Origin of the sequence: Chitinimonas arctica (assembly GCF_007431345.1) — a bacterium.
GTDB lineage: Bacteria > Pseudomonadota > Gammaproteobacteria > Burkholderiales > Chitinimonadaceae > Chitinimonas > Chitinimonas arctica.
In genome coordinates this window covers 4,222,961-4,244,958 of sequence record NZ_CP041730.1, presented here as the reverse complement: position 1 = coordinate 4,244,958, position 21,998 = coordinate 4,222,961, and the positions used below count along the sequence as shown (strand labels likewise).

The following is a 21,998-nucleotide window of genomic DNA, read 5'->3' as shown; positions in this document are numbered from 1 at the left end:
AGCACCTACCCCGCCGTTAGGTATTTGGATGGATCAACCGGCTTGCCAAAGCGCCGGATTTCGAAGTGCAGCTTGACCTGCTCTGCGTCGGTGTTCCCCATTTCGGCAATCTTGTCTCCCTTTTTCACGTTATCCCCCTCTTTCACCAACAACTGACTGTTGTGCGCATATGCCGACAGATAGGTCTTGTTGTGCTTGATGATGACAAGCTTGCCGTAGCCGCGCAGGCCGGAACCGGCGTAGACGATCTTGCCCGAACCAGCCGCGACAACCGGCTGGCCTTGCTTGCCACCAATATCCAGACCCTTGCTGGCGTCGGAAAAACCACTGACCAGCTTGCCTACCGTGGGCCAGGCCCAGTTGATTTCTTCCTCTCCCGTGGCGGGGTTGAGGACCTTGTTATCGGCAGGCTTGGGATCAACCTTAGCCTCATGCTTGGAATCGGCTTCCGGCTTGGGTTTATCCAACGGTTTGATGTCGGCCGGCTTCACAGCGGCGGGAGACTGCAATGGCCCTTCTGCCTGACGGGCAACCGTCGCGGCATCGGCGCCATAGGAGAGTTTGAGTGCCTTGGGGTAAGCAACCGAGGCGATGGCGACCGGCGCATCGACCTTGGGCGGAGGAGGGAGCGGGGCGGGAAGCGGGGTCGGTAGCGAACCCGTGCCTTCCGGCTTCAGCGGTTTGATCACCACGCCATCGGGGGTATCACGCTCGCGGGCGCCGTCCGGCGTGGCCGCTTCGTTGGGATCGGTCAGGCGCAACACCTGTTCGATCTTGATCAGGTTGACGTCGGCCAGCTGGTTCCAGCTGGCCACTTCCTTGTAATCGAGGCCATTTTCCAGGGCGATGCTATACAGCGTGTCGCCTGCTTTGACGGTATAGGTCTTGCCGCGCGCATCGGGCGCGCTCGACATCGGTCTGCTGCCCGTGGTTTGTACAGGGGCGGGACGTACAACAGCGGAACCCGGGCGGGTCCGGTCGACAACAGGAGCGGGGGAACGAACCGGCTCCGACGCGCAAGCGGCTAATAGCAAGGCGGAGACCAGACCTGTGGTACGACGAACGTTCAACTCGTTACTCCCTCATATGGAATCTTGTAGCGAGTGGCCCTGAGCCGACAACGCGACGATGACAGTTTTACTGAAGCTAAGCAAGGCCCGGAAGCATGGGCACAAAGCGGACTTTTTCCAGCTTTGTCTCGATGTAGGCTTCCTCGGTGCGCTCAATTATTCGTAATTCCTGATCGACATTCCCGATAGGGAAAATCATCCGCCCGCCTATGGCCAGCTGGGCCAATAGGGCTTCGGGTACGTAGGTGGGGGCGGCAGCCATGATGATGGCGTCGAAGGGGGCCGCTTCGGCGATGCCGACGAAGCCGTCGCCATGGCGTAGACGGGTGTTACTTATGCGCAACTCGCGCAATCTTGTACGTGCTTTGTCGAGTAGCTGGGCCAGACGTTCCACCGAATAAACCGTCTTGAACAGTTGCGCCAAAACCACCGTTTGGTAGCCGCAGCCCGTACCGATCTCCAGGACCTTATCGCGGCGGGCCGCTCCCACCGCCAATTCGACCATGCGGGCCACGATATAAGGCTGGGAAATGGTCTGGCCCAAGCCGATGGGTAGCGACACATCGTCATAAGCACGATGCGACAGCGCCTCGTCGACAAAGATATGGCGCGGCGTATTGCCCATCACCGCCAGCACGGCCTCGCTGCGTATTCCTTGCTGCCGCAGCCGTTCGACCAGGCGCCCGCGGGTGCGGGCCGAGGTCATGCCTATGCCGGAAAAATCGTGTTTCATTTCAGCCACGCGGAAAAGAATTCAAGCTGCTTGTACGCGGTCAGATCGATCTGCAGTGGCGTGATGGAGACATAGCCGTTGGCGACTGCCCAGAAATCGGTGTCTTCCGCCGCATCCTGGGCCGTCCCCACCGGGCCGACCCAGTAGATGGTGTCGCCGCGCGGATTGTTCGATTTGATCACCGGTTCCGCCTTGTGCCGGCGCCCCAGGCGGGTGACCCGCCACCCGCGCAATTCCTCGTACGGAATATCGGGCACATTGACGTTCAGCAATACCGCACCCCGCACCGGATCGCGCTGCATGCGCGCGACCAGCTCGACAGCGACCCGCGCCGCGGTGTCGAAATGGGCGGCATTGTGCTTCGCCAGCGAAATGGCGACAGCGGGAATGCCGAGCAGATAGGCCTCGGTCGCGGCCGCCACGGTACCGGAGTAGATGGTGTCGTCGCCCATATTGGCGCCGTGGTTGATACCCGATACCACCACGTCCGGCCGAGCCGCCTCCAGCAAGCCGGTGACGGCCAGATGGACGCAATCGGTCGGCGTACCATTCACATAATGGAAACCCGACGGCGCGCGCTTCAGGCTGAGGGGGCGATCCAGGGTCAGCGAATTGGATGAACCGCTACGGTCGCGCTCGGGAGCCACCACGCTGACTTCACCCAGGGGTTCGAGCGCCGCGGCAAGCGCGGCCAGTCCCGGCGCAAAATAGCCGTCGTCATTGCTCAAGAGGAACTTCATGCATCTCCCTTGCGCGGCTTCAGGCGGTTTAGCCTGTTATCGATGGAAATTGCAGCGCCGCGCCGTGTGAACGCATTCTACCGTTGCCGCCATCCCGCCGGAAAGCACGCCGTGATGGCAGAGCGCTCGGCTTGCTGCGTCAATAGTGACCTTCCCCAGTCCCGCCCGCCTGGCGGATAATCCCTGCATCCCGACACCCTACCCGCACAAGGCTTCCATCATGAACATCCAGCCCTCCCCGCGCCTGATCGGTGCCGCAGTACTTGGCCTGGCACTTTCCCTGAGTGGTTGTGCCAACAGCCGTACGGCCAACTACTACTCTCCTTCCGAAGCCATGAATGAAGCCAAGGTCAGGGCCGGTACGGTTGAAGCGGCCCGCCCGGTAAAGATCCGGCCCGACGATAGCGAGTTGGGCTCCCTGATCGGCGCCGTGATCGGCGGCATCGCGGCCAGCGGCAATATCGGCAAGGGCAACGGTGCGGTGGTCAGCGGCGTGCTCGGCGCCACGGTCGGCGGTGCCGTCGGCAATGCGGTGGGCAAGGACGTCAATACCAAGGACGGCCTGGAGCTGGTACTGAAGCTGGATAACGGCGAAGTGATCGCCGTGGTACAGGAAGCGGATATTTCGTTTGCGGTAGGCCAGAAGGTGCGGGTCATTACCCGTGGCCGGGTGAGCCGGGTGGTGCCTGCCATATAGGTGGCACATCGCCGAGCAGAATCGGTGATATGCAACAAAAAGCCCCCGGCCTGATTGACCGGGGGCTCAGTTATTACCGTCTAGCTTACTTCCAGTTGACGGCAATCAGCGGGTTCAAGACCGCTTGGTACTCCGGCAGCAAGGCGCTTTCGCCCGGCGCAGGCGGCGCGAATGCCGCCATCGCCGAGACCATGGCATCCACCTGACTTTCCAGCAGACGCTGGCCGCTCGCCAGTTCGATGCTATCGACGTGGTAGGCCGATCCGCTATACCAGTTACGCAGATTGAGCTTGTCGTTGGTCTCGATCAGCATCAGCTGCAGATCGTTACCCACGCGCTGCAGCCAGACCTGGTCGGCCCGGACGCCCGCCCCGATCACCACCTTGTCGTTGTCCAGACCGGTCGAGTCGTAGTTGGTGAGCGCATCGGCGTTGGCACCCTTGCCGAATAGGTAAGTGTCGTTGCCGGCACCGCCATCCAGCTGGTCGTTACCCGCGCCACCATCCAGCGTGTCGTTGCCGGCTTGACCGGACAGCGTGTCGTTGCCGATCTGGCCTTGCAGCAAGTCGTGGCCATTACCGCCGTCCAGCGTGTCGTTCTGGCTGCCGCCCAGCAACTGGTCGTCGCCGTCTTCGCCGTTCAAGCGATCCTCGCCGCTACCGCCATCGAGCGTGTCATTGCCAGCCTTGCCGGAGATCTGGTCGTCGCCGGCCAGACCGTTCAAGGCGTCGTTGCCGGCATAGCCGTACAGCGTATCGTTCTCGCTGCTGGCCAACAGCACCTTGGCCTTGACCGCCGCCACATCCCAGCTGCTGCCGTCGGCGAACTTGATCCGATCGACCTGGTAGCCGCCCGCGGCATCCTGGTTGAAGTAACTGTTGACCCGCAGGCTGTCGGACGTGCCCTTGATACTCAGGACCAGCACATCGCCTTCGCGCACCAGCTGGATATCCGCAGCCGCGATGCCGCTGCCCAGTTCGATGGTATCCAGCTTGCCGGCGGTATTGTCGTAGGCATTGACCACATCCTTGCCCGCACCTCGTCCAAACAGGAAGGTGTCGTTGCCGGCACCGCCGTCCAGCTGGTCATTACCGGCGCCACCATCCAGCGTGTCGTTGCCGGCTTGGCCGGACAGGGTGTCGTTGCCGATCTGGCCCAGCAACTGGTCGTGGCCATTACCGCCGTCCAGCGTGTCGTTCTGGCTACCGCCCAGAAGCCGGTCATCGCCGTCCTCGCCGTTCAGCCTGTCCTCGCCACTGCCGCCATCGAGCGTGTCATTGCCGGCCTTGCCGGAAATCTGGTCGTCACCGGCCAGACCATTCAAGGCGTCGTTACCGGCATAACCGTACAGCGTGTCGTTCTCGCTGCTGGCCTCCAGCACCTTGGCCTTGACCGCCGCCACATCCCAGCTGCTGCCGTCGGCGAACTTGATTCGATCCACCTGGTAGCCGCCTGCCGCGTCCTGGTTGAAGTAGTTGTTGACCCGCAGGCTGTCGGACGTGCCCTTGATGCCGAGGACCAGCGCATCGCCTTCACGGACCAGCAGAATGTCGGTGGCCAGGATGCCTGCACCCAGCACCACGGTATCCAGCTTGCCGACGGTACTGTCATGGGCATTGACGACATCCTTGCCTGCGCCGCGGCCGAACAGGAAGGTGTCGTTGCCGGCACCGCCGTCCATCTGGTCATTACCGGCACCACCGTCCAGCGTGTCGTTGCCGGCTTGGCCGGACAGCGTGTCGTTACCGACCTGGCCCAGCAACTGGTCGTTGCCGTTGCCGCCGTCCAGCGTGTCGTTCTGGCTACCGCCCAGCAACTGGTCGTCGCCGTCTTCGCCGTTCAAGCGATCCTCGCCACTGCCGCCATCGAGCGTGTCATTGCCGGCCTTGCCGGCAATCTGGTCGTCACCGGCCAGACCAGCCAGTGCATCGTTGCCGGCATAGCCGTACAGCGAGTCGTTCTCGCTGCTGGCCAACAGCACCTTGGCCTTGACCGCCGCCACATCCCAACTGCTGCCGTCGGCGAACTTGATCCGATCGACCTGGTAGCCGCCTGCCGCGTCCTGGTTGAAGTAATTGTTGACCCGCAGGCTGTCCGAGGTGCCCTTGATGCTCAGGACCAGCACATCGCCTTCGCGCACCAGCTGGATATCCGCAGTCGTGATGCCGCTGCCCAGTTCGATGGTGTCCAGCTTGCCGACAATGCTGTCATAGGCATTCAGCACATCCTTGCCCGCGCCTCGTCCAAACAGGAAGGTGTCGTTGCCGGCACCGCCGTCCAGCTGGTCATTACCGGCGCCACCGTCCAGCGTGTCGCTGCCGGCTTGGCCGTACAGGGTGTCGTTGCCGATCTGGCCCAGCAACTGGTCGTTGCCGTTGCCGCCGTCCAAGGTGTCGTTCTGGCTACCACCCAACAGCTGGTCGTCGCCGTCTTCGCCGTTCAAGCGATCCTCGCCGCTACCGCCATCGAGCGTGTCGTTGCCGGCCTTGCCGGAAATCTGGTCGTCACCGGCCAGACCATTCAAGGCGTCGTTACCGGCATAACCGTACAGCGTGTCGTTCTCGCTGCTGGCCTCCAGCACCTTGGCCTTGACCGCCGCCACATCCCAGCTGCTGCCGTCGGCGAACTTGATCCGATCGACCTGGTAGCCGCCTGCCGCGTCCTGGTTGAAGTAGTTGTTGACCCGCAGGCTGTCGGACGTGCCCTTGATGCCGAGGACCAGCGCATCGCCTTCACGGACCAGCAGAATGTCGGTGGCCAGGATGCCTGCACCCAGCACCACGGTATCCAGCTTGCCGACGGTACTGTCATGGGCATTGACGACATCCTTGCCTGCGCCGCGGCCGAACAGGAAGGTGTCGTTGCCGGCACCGCCGTCCAGCTGGTCATTACCGGCACCACCGTCCAGCGTGTCGTTGCCGGCTTGGCCGGACAGCGTGTCGTTACCGACCTGGCCCAGCAACTGGTCGTTGCCGTTGCCGCCGTCCAGCGTGTCGTTCTGGCTACCGCCCAGCAACTGGTCGTCGCCGTCTTCGCCGTTCAAACGATCCTCGCCACTGCCGCCATCGAGCGTGTCGTTGCCGGCCTTGCCGGCAATCTGGTCGTCGCCGGCCAGACCGTTCAAGGCGTCGTTGCCGGCATAGCCGTACAGCGTGTCGTTCTCGCTGCTGGCCAACAGCACCTTGGCCTTGACCGCCGCTACGTCCCAGCTGCTGCCGTCGGCGAACTTGATCCGATCGACCTGGTAGCCGCCTGCCGCGTCCTGGTTGAAGTAATTGTTGACCCGCAGGCTGTCCGAGGTGCCCTTGATGCTCAGGACCAGCACATCGCCTTCGCGCACCAGCTGGATATCCGCAGCCGTGATGCCGCTGCCCAGTTCGATGGTGTCCAGCTTGCCGACAATGCTGTCATAGGCATTCAGCACATCCTTGCCCGCGCCTCGTCCAAACAGGAAGGTGTCGTTGCCGGCACCGCCGTCCAGCTGGTCATTACCGGCGCCACCGTCCAGCGTGTCGCTGCCGGCTTGGCCGTACAGGGTGTCGTTGCCGATCTGGCCCAGCAACTGGTCGTTGCCGTTGCCGCCGTCCAAGGTGTCGTTCTGGCTACCACCCAACAGCTGGTCGTCGCCGTCTTCGCCGTTCAAGCGATCCTCGCCGCTACCGCCATCGAGCGTGTCGTTGCCGGCCTTGCCGGAAATCTGGTCGTCACCGGCCAGACCATTCAAGGCGTCGTTACCGGCATAACCGTACAGCGTGTCGTTCTCGCTGCTGGCCTCCAGCACCTTGGCCTTGACCGCCGCCACATCCCAGCTGCTGCCGTCGGCGAACTTGATCCGATCGACCTGGTAGCCGCCTGCCGCGTCCTGGTTGAAGTAGTTGTTGACCCGCAGGCTGTCGGACGTGCCCTTGATGCCGAGGACCAGCGCATCGCCTTCACGGACCAGCAGAATGTCGGTGGCCAGGATGCCTGCACCCAGCACCACGGTATCCAGCTTGCCGACGGTACTGTCATGGGCATTGACGACATCCTTGCCTGCGCCGCGACCGAACAGGAAGGTATCGTTGCCGGCGCCGCCATCGAGATGGTCATTACCGGCGCCACCATCCAGCGTGTCGTTGCCGACTTGACCGTACAGGGTATCGTTGCCCAAACCACCATTCAGCAGTTCATTGGCGGCCGTGCCCGATATCGTGATGCTGGCGGCCGGGGTAACAGGGACGACCTTGCTCTTGGTAGTGGCGTAATCCCAAGACGTGCCGTCGGCGAACTTGATCAAATCGACCCGGTAGGCGGACGCACCATCCGCATTGAAGTAGTTCGCCACTTCAAGCTTATCGTCGGTGCCGTTCAGGCTGATGACCAGGGTGTCGCCGGTACGGGTCAGCGTCACGCCGGCCGGGGTGATGTCGCTGCCCAGCAGGACGGTGTCGGCCTGCGTACCGATCGCGTCGCTATCGTGGTTGTTGAGGCTATCCTGGCCGGAGCCCTTGCCGAACAAGTAGGTATCGGCACCATTGCCGCCGGTCAGGTTATCGTTGCCGCTGCCGCCGTCGAGCGTGTCGTTGCCGGCTTCGCCTTGCAGATTGTCGTTGTGCTCGTTGCCCCGCAGCAGGTCGTTGCCGTTGCCGCCAGAAACCTGGTCGGCGCCGGCACCGCCTTGCTCGGTATCGTTGCCCTCGCCACCCTGCAGGGTATCGGCACCCACGCCGCCATCGAGCTGGTCGTCACCGGCCATGCCATTGAGGGTATCGTTGCCGTCGCCGCCGGCGATGCTGTCGTTGCCGGCGTAACCGATCAGCGTATCGTTGCCCTCGGTGGATTGCAGCACCATGCGTTTGACGGTGGCGATATCCCAGTTGGTGCCGTCGGCGAACTTGATATTGTCCACCGCGTACACGGCGTTGCCGTCCTGGTTGAAGTAGCTCTGCACCTCAAGCCGGTCGTCGCTGCCGTTCAAGCTGATGATCAGGTTATCGCCGCTGCGGGTCAGCGTCACCCCGGCCGGGGTGATCCCGGCGCCCAGTTCTATCGTGTCGGCTTGGGTACCCACCGCATCGGAGTCGTGATTGCCGAGACTGTCCTGCCCGGAACCCAGGCCGAAGCGATAGATATCCGCGCCCGCGCCGCCGTTGAGGTTGTCATTGCCGCTGCCGCCGTCGAGCGTGTCGTTGCCGGCATCGCCTTGCAGGTTGTCGTTGTGCTCGTTGCCCCGCAGCAGGTCGTTGCCGGCGCCGCCGGAAACCTGGTCTGCTCCGGCACCGCCTTGCTCGGTATCGTTGCCCTCGCCACCCTGCAGGGTATCGGCACCCACGCCGCCATCGAGCTGGTCGTCACCGGCCATGCCATTGAGGGCATCGCTACCGTCGCCACCGGCGATGCTGTCGTTGCCGGCGTAACCGATCATCGTATCGTTGCCCTCGGTGGATTGCAGCACCATGCGTTTGACGGTGGCGATATCCCAGTTGGCGCCGTCGGCGAACTTGATATTGTCCACCGCGTACACGGCGTTGCCATCCTGGTTGAAGTAGCTCTGCACTTCCAGCCGGTCGTCGCTGCCGTTCAGGCTGATGATCAGGTTATCGCCGCTGCGGGTCAGCGTCACCCCGGCCGGGGTGATCCCGGCACCCAGTTCTATCGTGTCGGCTTGGGTACCCACCGCATCGGAGTCGTGATTGCCGAGACTGTCCTGCCCGGAACCCAGGCCGAAGCGATAGATATCCGCGCCCGCGCCGCCGTTGAGGTTGTCATTGCCGCTGCCGCCGTCGAGCGTGTCATTGCCGGCATCGCCTTGCAGGTTGTCGTTGTGCTCGTTGCCCGACAAAACATCGTTGCCGTTGCCGCCGTACAGTTGGTCGGCACCGGTACCACCCTGGTCGACATCATTGCCCTCGCCGCCCTGCAGGGTATCGGCACCGCTGCCGCCATCGAGCCGGTCATCGCCGGCCATGCCATTGATGCTGTCATTGCCGTCGCCACCGGCAAGCGTGTCGCTGCCGGCATAAGCAGTCAGCGTATCGTTGCCGGCAGTGGATTGCAGTACCAGCGTTTTGACGGTCGCAATATCCCAGCTGCTGCCGTCCGCGAACTTGATCTTGTCCACGGCGTAGGGGCCGGCGGCATCCTGGTTGAAATAGCTCTGCACTTCCAGCCGGTCGTCGCTACCGTTCAGGCTGAGCACCAGGCTGTCGCCGCTGCGGGTCAGCGTCACCCCAGCCGGGGTGATGCCGGCGCCCAGTTCGATGGTGTCGAGCAGGGTCCCGATGGTGTCGCTATCGTGATTGTTGATCGAATCCTGGCCACCGCCCAAGCCAAAGCGATAAGTATCGGCGCCCGCGCCGCCATTGAGGTTGTCGTTGCCGCTACCGCCATCGAGCGTGTCTTGGCCGGCATCGCCTTGCAGATTGTCGTTGTGCTCATCGCCCGACAACAGGTCGTTGCCGTTACCGCCGTACAGCTGGTCGGCACCGCTCCAACCCTTTACGGTGTCGTCGCCCTCACCGCCCTGAAGCGTATCCGCACCGCTATTGCCATTGAGCGCATCGTTCCCGGCCATGCCATTGATGCTGTCGTTACCGTCGTCGCCGGTAATGGCGTCGTTGCCGATATAGCCAGCCAGCGTATCGTTGCCGACGGTGGACTGCAGTACCATCGTTTTGACGGTCGCAATATCCCAGCTGCTGCCGTCCGCGAACTTGATTTTGTCCACGGCGTAAGGGCCGGCGGCATCCTGGTTGAAGTAGCTCTGCACTTCCAGCCGGTCGTCGCTGCCGTTCAGGCTGAGGATCAGGTTGTCGCCGCTGCGCGTCAAGGTCACCCCGGCCGGGGTGATGCCGGCACCGAGTTCGATGGTGTCGGGCTGGGTACCGAAGGCGTCGCTGTCGTGGTTGTTGACCGTGTCCTGCCCGGCGCCCAGACCAAAGCGATAAGTATCGGCGCCCGCGCCACCGTTGAGGTTGTCATTGCCGCTACCGCCGTCGAGCGTGTCATTGCCGGCATCGCCTTGCAGATTGTCGTTGTGCTCGTTGCCCAGCAGCAAGTCGTTGCCGATGCCGCCGTAAAGCATGTCGGCGCCGGCACCACCTTGCTCGGCATCGTTGCCCTCGCCACCCTGCAGGGTGTCGGCACCCACGCCGCCATCCAGCTGATCGTCGCCGGCCATGCCGTTGATGCCGTCATTGCCGTCACCGCCGGCGATGGTGTCGTTGCCGCTGTAGCCCGCCAAGGTATCGTTGCCGTCGGTGGACAGCAACACCATGCGCTTGACCGTGGCGATATCCCAGCTGGTGCCATCGGCAAACGCGATCTTGTCGAGTACGTAGCTGCCCCCGCCATCCTGGTTGAAGTAGCTCTGCACTTCCACCCTGTCATCGCTGCCGTTCACACTGACGAAGAGGCTATCGCCGCCACGGGTCAGGGTGACACCGGCCGGCGAGATGCCCTCGCCCATCCTTAGGGTATCGATCTGGGTACCGAAGGCGTCGCTATCGTGGTTGCCGATCACGTCCTGGCCACCGCCGATATCGAAGCGATAGGTATCGGCGCCCGCACCGCCGTTGAGGTGGTCGTTGCCGCTGCCACCCTCGAGCGTGTCATTGCCGGCATCGCCCTGCAGATTGTCGTTGTGCTCGTTGCCCCGCAGAACATCGTTACCGCTGCCGCCATACAGCAGGTCGGCACCCACGCCGCCCTCGGCGGTATCGTTGCCGTCGCCGCCCTGCAAGTTGTCGGCGCCGCTATTGCCGCTGAGCTGGTCATCGCCGGCCATGCCATTGAGGGTGTCATTGCCGTCGCCGCCGACGAGGGTGTCGTTGCCGGCATAGCCGGTCAGCGTGTCGTTGCCGTCGGTGGACTGCAGCACCATGCGCTTGATGGTGGCGACATCCCAGCTGGTACCGTCGGCGAACTTGATCCGATCCAAGGCGTAGGCGGAATTGCCATCCTGGTTGAAATAGCTCTGTACTTCCAGCCGGTCGTCGCTGCCGTTCAGGCTGAGGAAGAGGCTGTCGCCGCTACGGGTCAGGGTCACGCCGGCCGGGACGATGCCCGCACCCAGCAGGATGGTGTCGGGCTGGGTACCGGCCGCATCGCTGTCGTTATTGTTGATCACATCCTGGCCGGAGGCTTTGCCGAACAGATAAGTATCGGCACCGTTGCCGCCGTTGAGGTGGTCGTTCCCGGTGCCGCCGTCCAGCGTATCGGCGCCGTTCTCGCCCATGATCTGGTCGTTGCCGTTGCCCCCCAGCAAAAGATCGTTACCGTTCCGGCCATACAGGGTATCGGCATCACGGGTACCGACCAGCAGGTCCGAGCGTGAAGAACCGCTGAGATTGTGCTCGGTGGCGCCGGCCAGGCGTACCGTCCAGCTGCTCAGCTCCGCCGAGAAGGCAGCCAGTTCGGGCGCCTTTCTTATTTGGCCGAGCAGGAAACCGCTTGCATCCCAGCCCAGGTCGGCCAGCCTATCGTAGCCATAAGCACTGACGAATTCGACCAGGTCGATGAGACCCTGCTGGCCCCGGGCGGTAATGGCCTGGCTGAACTGGCTTTCGAGACCGGTAAAGCTGAGGGTATCCGCCATCAAGGCGCTTTCCAGGCTATCCACGAAAGGCTTGAGCCGGGTCGCCGGCAGCAGCGATTCGTAGATATCGGTTTTGAACCGATCATAAGCCAGCGAAATATTGGCGATCTGTTCGGCCGCCAAGGTGACGGTGAGCCGGCCCGAAGTTGCGTCCAGAACGGTAAAGCGCGCCTGCCCGCTCACGCCGCCATAGGTGAAGCCCATAAAGCGTTCCACGATGCCGAGCTTGCGCACGAAATCCGTGAATTGCGGCGTACCGGCCGTGAGCCCGGCCAGCTTGTATTCCAGCGTGACACCCTGGCCCGCCAGCGCCGTGGCTTGCGCCTGCAGCGATTTCAGATCCGAGGTATTGGCCCATTTCTCGACAAAGCCGTCGAGCTGGTCGAGCTGGCCCTGCCGGGTGGTCTGCTGGGTGTAGCCTTGCACCCAATTGCCCAGCTCGGCGGACAGGCTGATGGCCTCGCTCAGGTCGCGCACCCGGCCGGAACCACGCAGGGCCGGCAGCGCCTTGGCCTGCTCGCTCAGGGCGATATGGTCGGTATATTGGCGGTAGAAGGTATTGACCAGCAGGTCGAGGTTGGCAACGGTGGCATCCGTTTCGCCGGTGGTACCGGTGGTACCGTTGCTACGGGTGAAAGTACCAGCCGCGGTCTGGATATTGCCGTTGCCCAGGTCGGTACGTACGGTCGTGGAGTTGACCCCGACCGAGACGATGCTGTTGGCGTCCAGCGTGCTCAGCTCATTGGCCTGGCTGATGCCGTCCTGGTTCAGGTCGCGCCAGATGCGCAGATTGGCGAAAACGGTGTCCGCGCCATCGATCTTGTTATCGCGGTTGGCATCCAGATCCTTGAGCGCATCGAAACCGTCCTTGGCCAGTTGCCCATCCTGCTTGCGGGTATCGACGCCGAATAGCTCGCGGCCGGTATCGATGGCGCCGTTGCCATCGCGGTCCAGCACCAGCCAGCCGTCGTCGGGCTTGACCCAGCCGGTGCCGGTCTTGATTCCGTCGCCATCATGGTCGAACAGGATGATCGTGCCATCGCGCGTGCTGGTGGTTTCCACGCCGTCACCATCGAGGTCGAACACCAAAGGGTCGCGGCGCGGCGGAACGCAGCCGCCCGCCCCGCCGCGCCACCGGCGCTGCCGGGTCCGCCCGGCGCGCCCTCGCCATTTCCGGCGCCGCCGGCACCGTCGTCCGTGCCGCTATCGTGGTTATCCCACCACTCCTGCGGGCTGATACGGCGGCCCTGCGGATCCTTCATCTGATAGTGGACGTGCTGGGCATACTGATTCGCGCCATTGGGGCCCTTGCCGCCCATGGTACCGATCGCATTGCCGGCGCTGACCTGGTCGCCCACGCTCACGTTTTGCGAATTGGTATGGAGAATCTCGTGGCTATTGCCGTCGGCATCGCGGATCTTGATGGTGCCGTACTGGCCGCCCACGAAGGTCACTGTCCCATCGATCGGCGCGTTGATGGTCGGATGGGTAAGGTTGGTGCCGGTCTGGCCACCCACGTAGTTGAAATCCGTACCGCCGTGCGGACCGCCGCTGCGGCTTTCACCATAATTGCCGGTGACATGCGGATTCACCCCATTTTGGGATGGCAGCATGGTGTTCATCGTATTATTAAAAGGCATTACTTTCCTCCGGAGATTGACGTAACCACGTTTTGAGACAAGCCTCCGTCCCACCTACCAACCGGCAGGACGTTTGCTGATCTATTGCGTTCTTATATTCATGATTCAGGCGAGGCTTCGCCGATGGCGCCTTACAGCGACCAATCTTCAATGGCGTTCAATCGCCAGCAGCCAGCCTTGCTGAAGCGATAGACCACCTGGTAATCGGTATCCGGCTTTGTCAGCGAGACCTTGACGTGACTGGCATCGAGCCGATCGATACGTAAATTCAATGACTTGGATCTTCGCTCGGCCGTCGTGGGAAAAATGGGGTACTTGACCCGGTCGGCACGCAGCGATTCGAGCACCGGCTTGGGCTCCGGTTCGGCCATCAAGTCCAGACGCTGCTTCCGTAGCGGGAAATGCGTGAAAGCCTGTTGAACCCGGATATCCTCGGAATAGGCACGCAGAAAATCTTTGAATTCCCCTTTTGGGCAAGGGGTCTTTTTGATTGAAGCGGCAGTATCCGCCACCGCCGTTTCGATAGGCTGAGCTTGGCCGAATAAACTCGCCAATAGCAGGGAGCAGCCAATCAGTTTTTTAAAGTTAGCCAAGCCATTCCTTCCAATTGATTCATCGGAAAGACACATTGGCGCAACACTGAATAAGGCCACGGCATGGACCTTGGCGCCTGGCGGCGCGATTCAGCGCTCCCCCTTTGCATCCGGCATGCGTCCGCGCGCCGCCATCCTGAAATTGATCAAGACAGCCAGCAAAAACGGTTCGATGCGCACCGACCAGCACGGCGCAGCGCTGGCTGCGCTACGTCGCTGAAAATAAATTCAGGGCGGTAGGAAAGAGTAGCTTCAGGATGTTACTGGGACGTGGCAGAGACGTATCTGTGGGGTTCGCGACATTTTTTCCTACTCCTTGTTATTTTTGACCATTTTGCGCGTTCAATCCGCCTCGTCGGGCGTTGTGCGCATATTTTTGTAAGGAGAGATGGTAGCAAAATTGATTACCAAAATCATCTGCCGCCCACGAAGGGTGCGGATGGTAATTATGCTGATCGGCGCGGCTTGACTTGTGAAGGCGCTACAAAATTACACTTAGGCGCGGCGGTACAGAGGCAACCCTGATTGGTGGTCAGCGTCGTCCAGAAATCGAGTGGTTCCGGTTCATCTCGAACTGCTGGTACTTCTGCACCACCCTTGCATCGGAATATTCTCCGTCCACCGTGTCCTGGACAATGCTCCCATCCAATCCCTGAATGCCGTCAATGGCTCCTCCCCACTGACAGCGATCGCGCGATGCCCCGATGAAGTTCTGCAAATAGCGGTCCAGATGACCCCGTCCAGGAGAGGAGATTTCAGCACTCAACGCCGTCAAGTAGTCCGCCTTGCGCGTACGCTGCCATTCGATACAGAAGCCTGCACGATGGCAAAGCTCACTGTGGATAATCAGCATCGTACGACCGTTTCCATCGAGAAACGGGTGACCATAGGCGAACCAGCCCATTACCTCGCCTGAGTGCTGCTGCAGAGCGGCTTTATCTTGCCCTATGCGCAACCCCTCCTCCACGGCCCGCCTTGAATCGAGTGGATGGCAAAACAGCGTGTCGCCTTTTTTAACGGCGATGTCGGGGGCCGTCACCGCACGGTCGTCGCCGGCCCAAGGATAGAACTCAGAGAATAGAATACGATGAACAGTTAGAAAGTCGTTGTAATACAGCGTTCGTCGCTTTGCCACATGGGCCAGAGCATCGTCCAGCCCCGCTCGAAACAGTGTGTGCTCCAGCTGGCGAACAATCTCCGGATCTTTCTCGCCATACCGGTTCTGCAGGTAGCCCGCCTGGTCGAAATTCTTAAACGGATCGAACACCGTGCTTGCGCTCCCTCCAGTAATTGACCGCCAGTGTCGCGACATCCTTCTTGGAGAGTTTCCCGGCACGCTTCAACGCAACCAGGAGATCCTCGGTAGGATCTGACCTGACTTCGTCCCCAGCCAAGCGTGTGACGGTATCCGCCCATTGATCCATGGAATTGATGGCGTAGACCACTTGGTATCGATGTGCGAGGTCCTGCACAAAGCGGGCGACCCCAACGGTCGGAATAGTCAATGGCTGAGGCCTCCCTTCGTCTCGAAGCTTGCGCCGAGCGCTGCGGAACTGCACGATCTTCCCGTCGATGACCAGCTTGCGCGAAATCCGCGGCATGTCGGTCTCGATCACCAGCATTGCCTCTTCAGTCCCACCAGCGGCCACGGAGGATACCGATCCATGCGGTCCCAGCCCCAATCTTTGGGCGGCCTCTCGAATGATCGTCTCAAGACTCGCTAGCGGCCGCACCCGCCCTCCATAGGCTTCGCGCTTTGCCTTGGCATAGATGCCAATTCCCAGACGCAGAAGCTCCCCCTCATGCACCAAGGCGCCCAGGGCATGAGTCACCTGCGTAGGACTCCCCAACGCTGCAAGGTCTGAACGAAACACAAGGTTGCCTGAACGACGCTGGATTGAACGACGCATCCGATCTTCAAGCTTCATGGTGAACTCCTGGCACATCTGATCGTTTAATTTTAACCACCATCCCTTCAAAATTCAATTTTTACAATTTATGTCAATTACTTACGGCAGCATCTCTTGCCGGAAGGCCGGCATCATTTGTCAAAAATGCACGCTAGAGACGCACTGGGTACATCCGCACGAAAACGAACAAGCCCACCAACCGGCAAGAGTCGGCGGTGGGCAGTGGCAGATCCGTTCGGTTGGGTAGATTGTCGGACTATTGCGCCTTTTGCGCACGCCTACGCTCATGCCATTTTTCCATGCGGGCGAAGCGGTCCTTGATATGCTGGCTGACCACCCGTTTCTGATCCACGCTCAAGCTGGCATAGACCGCGAGCCATTTGCTCTTGACCGCCTCACGCCCCTGCCGCGCCTGTTCGTGCTGGCTGCTCATCGCTTGATCGAGCTTGGCCAGGTCCAGCACATCCTTCTGGCGCTCGGCCTGCATGGCCGCGCGCATTTGCTCGTGGTTTTGCCGCATGGCCTGGCGGGCATCGCGAGTAGCGGCATCGGCCTCTTCCCACAAACCGCTCTGCGCCGGCGAGAGCTTCAACTCGGCCTTGACGCGGGCCAAGGCCTTGAACATGCCATCACCATGCATGCCATGCGCTCCGGCGTGCCTGGCGTGCCGTGCGGCATCGGCGGGCTCGCCGGCCTGCGCGGCTTGGGTGGCGACCATGACGGTCAGCAGGGACATCGCCATCAATCTGGGCAACAATTTCATGGTTCGGCTCTCCTTGGTCTCGCCGCAGGGTGCAGCGCATGGATGCCACTCTAAGTCCATGAGGTAAACCATTGATTTCGCGCCCATCGCGAATGTAAGCGACTGTAAGGGCCGCCGGCCAGCGACACCGATATTTACAAAATCCGTGTCGCCTGGCTGTGTCAGTGCTGCGAGTCGCTCGCGGCGATCGGCACATCGGTGGCAAACAACTGGGCGACATCGACCGCGTCGAAAGCATAGTGCTGGTTGCAGAAATCGCAATCGACCTCCACCTGGCCGCGCTCGGCCAGAATGGAATCCGCCTCCTCGCGCCCCACCATCTTGAGCATATTGCTCACTTTCTCCAACGAGCAGCGGCAACCGAAATGCGGACGCTCTTCGGCCATCACGCGCACGCCGTCATCATGGAACAGACGGTAAAGCAATTGTTGCGGCGCCAGCGACACCAATTCCACAGGGGTAATGGTTTCCGCCAAGGTAGTGAGATGCTGCCAGGCGTTTGGATCGCCCTGCCCCGCCGGCAGCTTCTGCAGCATGACACCCGCGGCCTTGCCGTCCTCGCAGGCCAGCCACAGCCGCGTATCCAGCTGCTCGGAGGTCTGCATATAGTGTTCGATGATGGCGGCCACGCTATTGCCGATCAAACTGACCACCCCCTGGTAGGCCTGGCCCTCTTCGCGCGGGTCCAGGGTAATGACGAATTTGCCGTCGCCCAGCAATTCGCCCAGCGGCACATCCGGCAATTCCGCCTCTTCGTCCCAGCGGGCGGTGGCGCGCAGGGTCAGATCGGATTCGCATTCGATCACGATCAGTTTGACCAGGCCCTTGCCGTGCAACTGCATGACCAGGGAACCGTCGAACTTCAACATGGCGGTCAACAGGGCCGAGGCGGCCATCAGCTCGCCGATGATCTTCTGCAAGACCTTGGGATAGGCGCGGCGGGTAAACACCTCGCGCCAGGTTTCGTCCAACAGGACCGCTTCGCCGCGCACGGGCGCGGCATCGAACAGAAAACGTTGCAGGGTATCTAGGCTCATGGCGTGGGTTCTTTACGGATTCATTGCGAAGCATCGGTCATTTCGACCGTGCGCAAAGTCATGGGCAGGGAGGAATTCACATCGAACTCGCAACCGGTTTCGACCCCGACCCGGGCGATATCGGCGGCGCTGAAGTCAGGGCGTTCGTATACCGCGCGCATGGCGCCGATGGCGAAATCACGGCCCGAGCCGATGGCCCAGAACTGGCGATACTCATATACCTCCCGCATCGAGTACATCCCGAAGATGCCGTGGGCATTGGCGATCAATACGGTCATCTGGCTGGACTCGTAGGGATCGTCTTCCTCCTCCTCGGTTTTCAGGAAATAGTCTTCCTTGAACTTGGGATGCAGCTTACGAAAACTGTCGAAGATGGCCGGCCGGCTGGAGAAATCCAGGCTGCGCACCTTGGCCAGCGCGGCCTGCAATACCAGGTCGTGCGCCGCCGCCCCGCAGATACCGAACAAGCTCTCATGCGAGGCGAAAATCTTGTCGGGCCGGGCATCGTGCAGATGGCCCAGGCGGGTATCGCCGAATGTCGACTGGGTGTCGGCCGCGATGGCGACCTGATTGCCCTTGCGGACCAATACAATAGTGGTCATGTCTTTTCCTGCAGCCTGGCCAGGAGACCGGCCAGGGCATAGTGAACGGTTTGCTGCCGGACCGCTGCGCGATCCCCGGCAAAATGACGGGTTTCCGTCTGGGTACCCGCTGCACCGGCCCAACCGAAACAGACGGTCCCCACCGGCTTGTCCGCCGTGCCGCCGGTCGGCCCGGCAATACCGGAGACCGCCACCGCCAAGTCGGCCGCCGCTTCACGCAGCGCGCCGGCAGCCATCTCGCCGGCGACCGCTTCGCTCACCGCGCCGTTCGCGGCCAAGGTCGCCTCGCCTACCCCCACCAGCTTTTGCTTGGCTGGATTGGAATAGGTAACGAAGGCCATATCGAACCAGGCCGACGACCCGGCCACCTCGGTAATGGCACTGGCGATACCCCCACCCGTACACGACTCGGCCGCGGTGACGCGCCAGCCGCGGGCCAGCAGGGCATGGCCCAGTTGCTCGGCCAGCGACGGCAGATTCATGGCTCGGTCTTGAGAAAGTGTTCGCGGTAATACTGCAGTTCGGTAATGGACTCGTAAACATCGGCCAGCGCCTCGTGCCGGCCGGCCTTCTTCAGGCCCTTGGCCACATCCGGCCGCCAGCGCTTGCACAATTCCTTCACGGTGCTGACATCCAGATTGCGGTAGTGGAACCAACTTTCAAGTTCCGGCATCCAACGGGCCATGAAGCGGCGGTCCTGGTGGATGGTATTGCCGCACATCGGCGATGCACCGCGGGCGACATGCTCGCCGATAAAGGCCAGCAGCTGCCGCGCCGCCGCCGCCTCGTCGAGGGTGGAAGCGCGAACCCGGTCGGTCAGACCGGACTTGCCGTGGGTGTTCTTGTTCCAGTCGTCCATGCCGTCCAGCACGCTGTCGGGCTGGTGCACCACCAGGACCGGGCCTTCCGCCACGGTGTTGAGATTGTCGTCGGTGATGACGACGGCCAGCTCGATGATGCGGTCGCGCTCCGGGTCCAGCCCGGTCATTTCCATATCAAGCCAGATGAGTCGGTTGGGGTCTTGTGCCATACTTAGCCGCTATTCTTTCTGCCCTATGCCGCGCGAGGTCCTGGCCGCGGTGGGGCGTGAGTTCAGTAATCCCCTTATTTTCGCATACGCCGGCATGACATCCCACGCTTTCAGTCTTATCTTCCTGGCCTTCCTGATCTTTTCCACGGCTTTGCAGCTTTGGCTCAAGACCCGCCACCTGCGCCATGTACTGGCCCATCGCGACGCGGTACCGCCCGACTTCGCCGGCCAGATCGACTTGGCAGCGCATCAGAAGGCCGCCGACTATACCGCCGCCAAGATGCGCTTTGCCCGCCTGGGCGTCGCCTGGGATGCGCTGTTGCTGCTGGGCTTCACCCTCGGCGGCGGCATCCGCTGGCTGGACGCCATCGCCCATCAGCTCGCCGGCCCGGGGCTGGTCGCCGGCCTGCTGCTGGTGGTCGGACTGGGCATATTGAACGGCTTGCTGTCGCTACCCTTCTCGCTTTACTCGACTTTTGTGCTGGAAGCCCGTTTCGGCTTCAACAAGACCACCCCGGCGCTCTTCTTGATCGACCTGCTCAAATCCACGCTGCTGGGCGCCGCGCTGGGCCTGCCACTGATCGCGCTGGTACTGTGGCTGATGGCAGCAGCCGGCGGCCTGTGGTGGCTCTACGCCTGGGTAGCATGGGTGGCCTTCGGCCTGGCCATGATGGCGATCTACCCCAGTTTTATCGCACCGATTTTCAATAAATTCACACCCCTGGAAGACGTTGCGCTGAAAGATCGGATCGACGCCCTCCTGCAGAAGTGCGGTTTTGAATCGAACGGCGTGTTCGTGATGGACGGCAGCCGCCGCTCCAGCCACGGCAACGCCTACTTCACCGGCTTCGGCAAGACCAAGCGCATCGTATTCTTCGACACCCTGGTGGAACGCCTTGAGCCGCTGGAGGTGGAAGCCGTTCTGGCGCACGAGCTGGGGCACTACAAGCGCCGCCATATCGTCAAGCGCCTCGTCACCATGTATGGCCTGGGCCTGGTCACCCTCGCGGTACTCGGCCTGCTGAAGGATGCCGACTGGTTCTACGCCGGACTGGGCGTGGCCGCACCCTCCACGGCTACGGCCCTGGTATTGTTCTTCCTGGCACTGCCGGTCTTCACCTTTCCCTTTGCCTGGATCGCCAGCCGAGGCTCGCGCAAGCACGAATACGAAGCCGACCATTACGCAGCACAGGTCAGCAGCGCCGGCGCGCTGATTTCCGGCCTGGTGAAGCTCTATCGCGACAATGCCGCCACGCTTACGCCGGACCCGCTGCATTCGCTATTCTATGACTCGCACCCACCGGCCACCCTGCGTATTGCCGCACTGCGCGCAGCGAATTGACCCCGTCGGCACCGTCACCGCTTATATAAGGAATCCGCCATGCCACTCGCTCAAGAACACTGCCCGGCCGTCGTCGCCAAGCTCACTCCTACCGAAACCCAGGCACTGCTGGCCGAGCTGCGCGACTGGAACGTGGAGGCCGGCAAGCTGGTCAAGACCTTCCGCTTCGGCAATTACTACGAAACCCTGGCCTTCGTGAATGCATCGGCCTTTATTTCGCACCGCGAGGATCACCACCCGGAATTGCACGTCAGCTATAACGCCTGCCGGGTTGCCTACGATACCCACTCGGTGGATGGGCTGAGCCGCAACGATTTCGTTTGCGCCGCCAAGCTAGATGCATTGACCTGATGCGATGAACGAAATCGCCCGCATCATCCAGGCACACGGCAAATCCTTCCTGGTGGAACTGCCTGCCGGCCGTCGTTACAAGGCCACCACCCGCAGCAAGAAGACCGACTTCGCCGTCGGCGACCAGGTCGAAGTCGGCCTGCTGAACGAGGAGCAGGCGGTCATCGAACGCGCCCTGCCCCGCACCAGCCTGCTGTACCGGTCCGACGAGTGGCGCGAAAAACTGATCGCCGCCAACGTGACCCAAATCGTCGTGGTACTGGCGGCGGTGCCGAGCTTTTACGAGGAATTGCTCAACCGCTGCCTGGTGGCCGCCGAAGATGACGATATCCGCGTGCTGATCCTGCTCAACAAGGCCGATCTGCCGGAAACCGCCAATGCCAGAAAGGCGCTGGAGCCCTACCGCCAGCTGGGGTACCCCATGCTGGAACTGTCCGCCACGGAAAACGTCGAAGCCCTGTGGCCGTATCTTGAGAACCACTTGTCCGTCTTTGTCGGCCAGAGCGGCATGGGCAAGTCCACCCTGGTCAACGGCCTGTTGCCCGAGGCGCGGGTCCGTACCCGGGAAATTTCCGAAGCGCTCGACTCCGGCAAGCACACCACTACCCACGCCACGCTCTATCGCCTGCCCAACGGCGGCGAATTGATCGACTCGCCGGGCCTGCAGGAATTCGGCTTGCGGCATCTGCGTGAAGACCGCCTGATCAGCCTATTCCCGGAGCTACGTGGCTATGCCGGCAAGTGCCGCTTCCAGGATTGCAAGCACCAGCGCGAGCCGGACTGCGCCCTGATCGCAGCCGAAGCGCGCGGCGACATTCTGCCGCAACGTTTGCAGCTGCTACGCAAGCTGCAGTCCGAATGCAAGAAGCCTACCCACTAGGGAAGGAAGTACTTCGCCACCTTCCATTTGGGCGC

At 61.9% G+C, this 21,998-nt stretch carries 16 protein-coding genes and 1 pseudogene; 4 read left to right on the top strand and 13 right to left on the bottom strand.

What is annotated here, in order from left to right; genetic code table 11:
• Positions 1–5: 5 nt before the first annotated feature.
• From FNU76_RS19520 to surE, 3 genes are all read right to left on the bottom strand, one after another.
• On the bottom strand, positions 6–914 hold the full coding sequence (locus FNU76_RS19520; RefSeq protein WP_223879102.1) for a peptidoglycan DD-metalloendopeptidase family protein: 909 nt from the start codon (positions 912–914) through the stop codon (positions 6–8).
• A gap of 232 nt (positions 915–1,146) precedes the next feature.
• Positions 1,147–1,803, bottom strand: a complete 657-nt coding sequence (locus FNU76_RS19515; RefSeq protein WP_223879101.1) for a protein-L-isoaspartate(D-aspartate) O-methyltransferase — start codon at positions 1,801–1,803, stop codon at positions 1,147–1,149.
• Complete coding sequence (gene surE / locus FNU76_RS19510; RefSeq protein WP_144279745.1) at positions 1,800–2,543, bottom strand: 5'/3'-nucleotidase SurE; 744 nt, start codon at positions 2,541–2,543, stop codon at positions 1,800–1,802. The genes FNU76_RS19515 and surE overlap by 4 nt, the downstream gene beginning before the upstream one ends.
• Before the next feature lie 220 nt (positions 2,544–2,763).
• On the opposite strand from surE, the gene FNU76_RS19505 reads away from it, so the two are divergent.
• Complete coding sequence (locus FNU76_RS19505) at positions 2,764–3,240, top strand: outer membrane lipoprotein (protein WP_144279744.1); 477 nt, start codon at positions 2,764–2,766, stop codon at positions 3,238–3,240.
• An 85-nt stretch (positions 3,241–3,325) separates the two neighbouring features.
• On the opposite strand, the gene FNU76_RS19500 is transcribed toward FNU76_RS19505, so the two are convergent.
• The 10 genes and pseudogenes from FNU76_RS19500 to orn all read right to left on the bottom strand — a co-directional run bounded on the left by FNU76_RS19500 (position 3,326) and on the right by orn (position 19,390).
• Positions 3,326–12,877, bottom strand: coding sequence for a calcium-binding protein (locus FNU76_RS19500; RefSeq protein WP_144279743.1), 9,552 nt, complete (start codon positions 12,875–12,877; stop codon positions 3,326–3,328).
• Between the two features lie 182 nt (positions 12,878–13,059).
• A pseudogene (locus FNU76_RS25440) lies at positions 13,060–13,428 on the bottom strand (M23 family metallopeptidase); the annotation flags it as partial.
• 158 nt (positions 13,429–13,586) lie between these two features.
• Positions 13,587–14,108 carry a hypothetical protein gene (locus FNU76_RS19490; protein WP_144279742.1) on the bottom strand — a complete coding sequence of 174 codons (522 nt, stop codon included), beginning with the start codon at positions 14,106–14,108 and terminating at the stop codon, positions 13,587–13,589.
• 472 nt (positions 14,109–14,580) lie between these two features.
• Complete coding sequence (locus FNU76_RS19485) at positions 14,581–15,315, bottom strand: Fic/DOC family protein (RefSeq protein ID WP_144279741.1); 735 nt, start codon at positions 15,313–15,315, stop codon at positions 14,581–14,583.
• Entirely contained in the window at positions 15,299–15,976 is a 678-nt protein-coding gene (locus FNU76_RS19480; RefSeq protein ID WP_144279740.1) for a hypothetical protein, read from the bottom strand. The genes FNU76_RS19485 and FNU76_RS19480 overlap by 17 nt, the downstream gene beginning before the upstream one ends.
• Before the next feature lie 238 nt (positions 15,977–16,214).
• Entirely contained in the window at positions 16,215–16,721 is a 507-nt protein-coding gene (locus FNU76_RS19475; protein WP_179958199.1) for a Spy/CpxP family protein refolding chaperone, read from the bottom strand.
• A gap of 161 nt (positions 16,722–16,882) precedes the next feature.
• Positions 16,883–17,758 carry an Hsp33 family molecular chaperone HslO gene (hslO, locus tag FNU76_RS19470; RefSeq protein WP_144279738.1) on the bottom strand — a complete coding sequence of 292 codons (876 nt, stop codon included), beginning with the start codon at positions 17,756–17,758 and terminating at the stop codon, positions 16,883–16,885.
• 20 nt (positions 17,759–17,778) lie between these two features.
• Positions 17,779–18,360 carry an MFS transporter gene (locus FNU76_RS19465; RefSeq protein WP_144279737.1) on the bottom strand — a complete coding sequence of 194 codons (582 nt, stop codon included), beginning with the start codon at positions 18,358–18,360 and terminating at the stop codon, positions 17,779–17,781.
• Positions 18,357–18,842: a CinA family protein gene (locus FNU76_RS19460; RefSeq protein WP_144279736.1), complete on the bottom strand. Its 486-nt coding sequence runs from the start codon at positions 18,840–18,842 to the stop codon at positions 18,357–18,359. Before FNU76_RS19460 ends, FNU76_RS19465 begins: the two co-directional genes overlap by 4 nt.
• Complete coding sequence (gene orn / locus FNU76_RS19455; protein ID WP_144279735.1) at positions 18,839–19,390, bottom strand: oligoribonuclease; 552 nt, start codon at positions 19,388–19,390, stop codon at positions 18,839–18,841. The genes FNU76_RS19460 and orn overlap by 4 nt, the downstream gene beginning before the upstream one ends.
• 94 nt (positions 19,391–19,484) lie before the next feature.
• Here orn and FNU76_RS19450 point away from each other — a divergent pair, with 94 nt between their 5' ends.
• Genes FNU76_RS19450 through rsgA form a run of 3 tightly spaced genes read left to right on the top strand, consistent with a single transcriptional unit; the run spans position 19,485 to position 21,963 of the window.
• Positions 19,485–20,732, top strand: a complete 1,248-nt coding sequence (locus tag FNU76_RS19450) for a M48 family metallopeptidase (protein ID WP_144279734.1) — start codon at positions 19,485–19,487, stop codon at positions 20,730–20,732.
• A 39-nt stretch (positions 20,733–20,771) separates the two neighbouring features.
• On the top strand, positions 20,772–21,083 hold the full coding sequence (locus FNU76_RS19445) for a 4a-hydroxytetrahydrobiopterin dehydratase (protein ID WP_144279733.1): 312 nt from the start codon (positions 20,772–20,774) through the stop codon (positions 21,081–21,083).
• Between the two features lie 4 nt (positions 21,084–21,087).
• Positions 21,088–21,963: a ribosome small subunit-dependent GTPase A gene (rsgA, locus tag FNU76_RS19440; protein ID WP_144279732.1), complete on the top strand. Its 876-nt coding sequence runs from the start codon at positions 21,088–21,090 to the stop codon at positions 21,961–21,963.
• Positions 21,964–21,998 lie beyond the last annotated feature (35 nt).

Coding starts and splice junctions, on each gene's coding strand:
- FNU76_RS19520 (WP_223879102.1), bottom strand. CDS start 914: ATGTCGAGCGCGCCCGATGCGCGCGGCAAGACCTATACCGTCAAAGCA.
- FNU76_RS19515 (WP_223879101.1), bottom strand. CDS start 1,803: ATGAAACACGATTTTTCCGGCATAGGCATGACCTCGGCCCGCACCCGC.
- surE (WP_144279745.1), bottom strand. CDS start 2,543: ATGAAGTTCCTCTTGAGCAATGACGACGGCTATTTTGCGCCGGGACTG.
- FNU76_RS19505 (WP_144279744.1), top strand. CDS start 2,764: ATGAACATCCAGCCCTCCCCGCGCCTGATCGGTGCCGCAGTACTTGGC.
- FNU76_RS19480 (WP_144279740.1), bottom strand. CDS start 15,976: ATGAAGCTTGAAGATCGGATGCGTCGTTCAATCCAGCGTCGTTCAGGC.
- FNU76_RS19475 (WP_179958199.1), bottom strand. CDS start 16,721: ATGAAATTGTTGCCCAGATTGATGGCGATGTCCCTGCTGACCGTCATG.
- hslO (WP_144279738.1), bottom strand. CDS start 17,758: ATGAGCCTAGATACCCTGCAACGTTTTCTGTTCGATGCCGCGCCCGTG.
- FNU76_RS19465 (WP_144279737.1), bottom strand. CDS start 18,360: ATGACCACTATTGTATTGGTCCGCAAGGGCAATCAGGTCGCCATCGCG.
- FNU76_RS19460 (WP_144279736.1), bottom strand. CDS start 18,842: ATGAATCTGCCGTCGCTGGCCGAGCAACTGGGCCATGCCCTGCTGGCC.
- orn (WP_144279735.1), bottom strand. CDS start 19,390: ATGGCACAAGACCCCAACCGACTCATCTGGCTTGATATGGAAATGACC.
- FNU76_RS19450 (WP_144279734.1), top strand. CDS start 19,485: ATGACATCCCACGCTTTCAGTCTTATCTTCCTGGCCTTCCTGATCTTT.
- FNU76_RS19445 (WP_144279733.1), top strand. CDS start 20,772: ATGCCACTCGCTCAAGAACACTGCCCGGCCGTCGTCGCCAAGCTCACT.
- rsgA (WP_144279732.1), top strand. CDS start 21,088: ATGAACGAAATCGCCCGCATCATCCAGGCACACGGCAAATCCTTCCTG.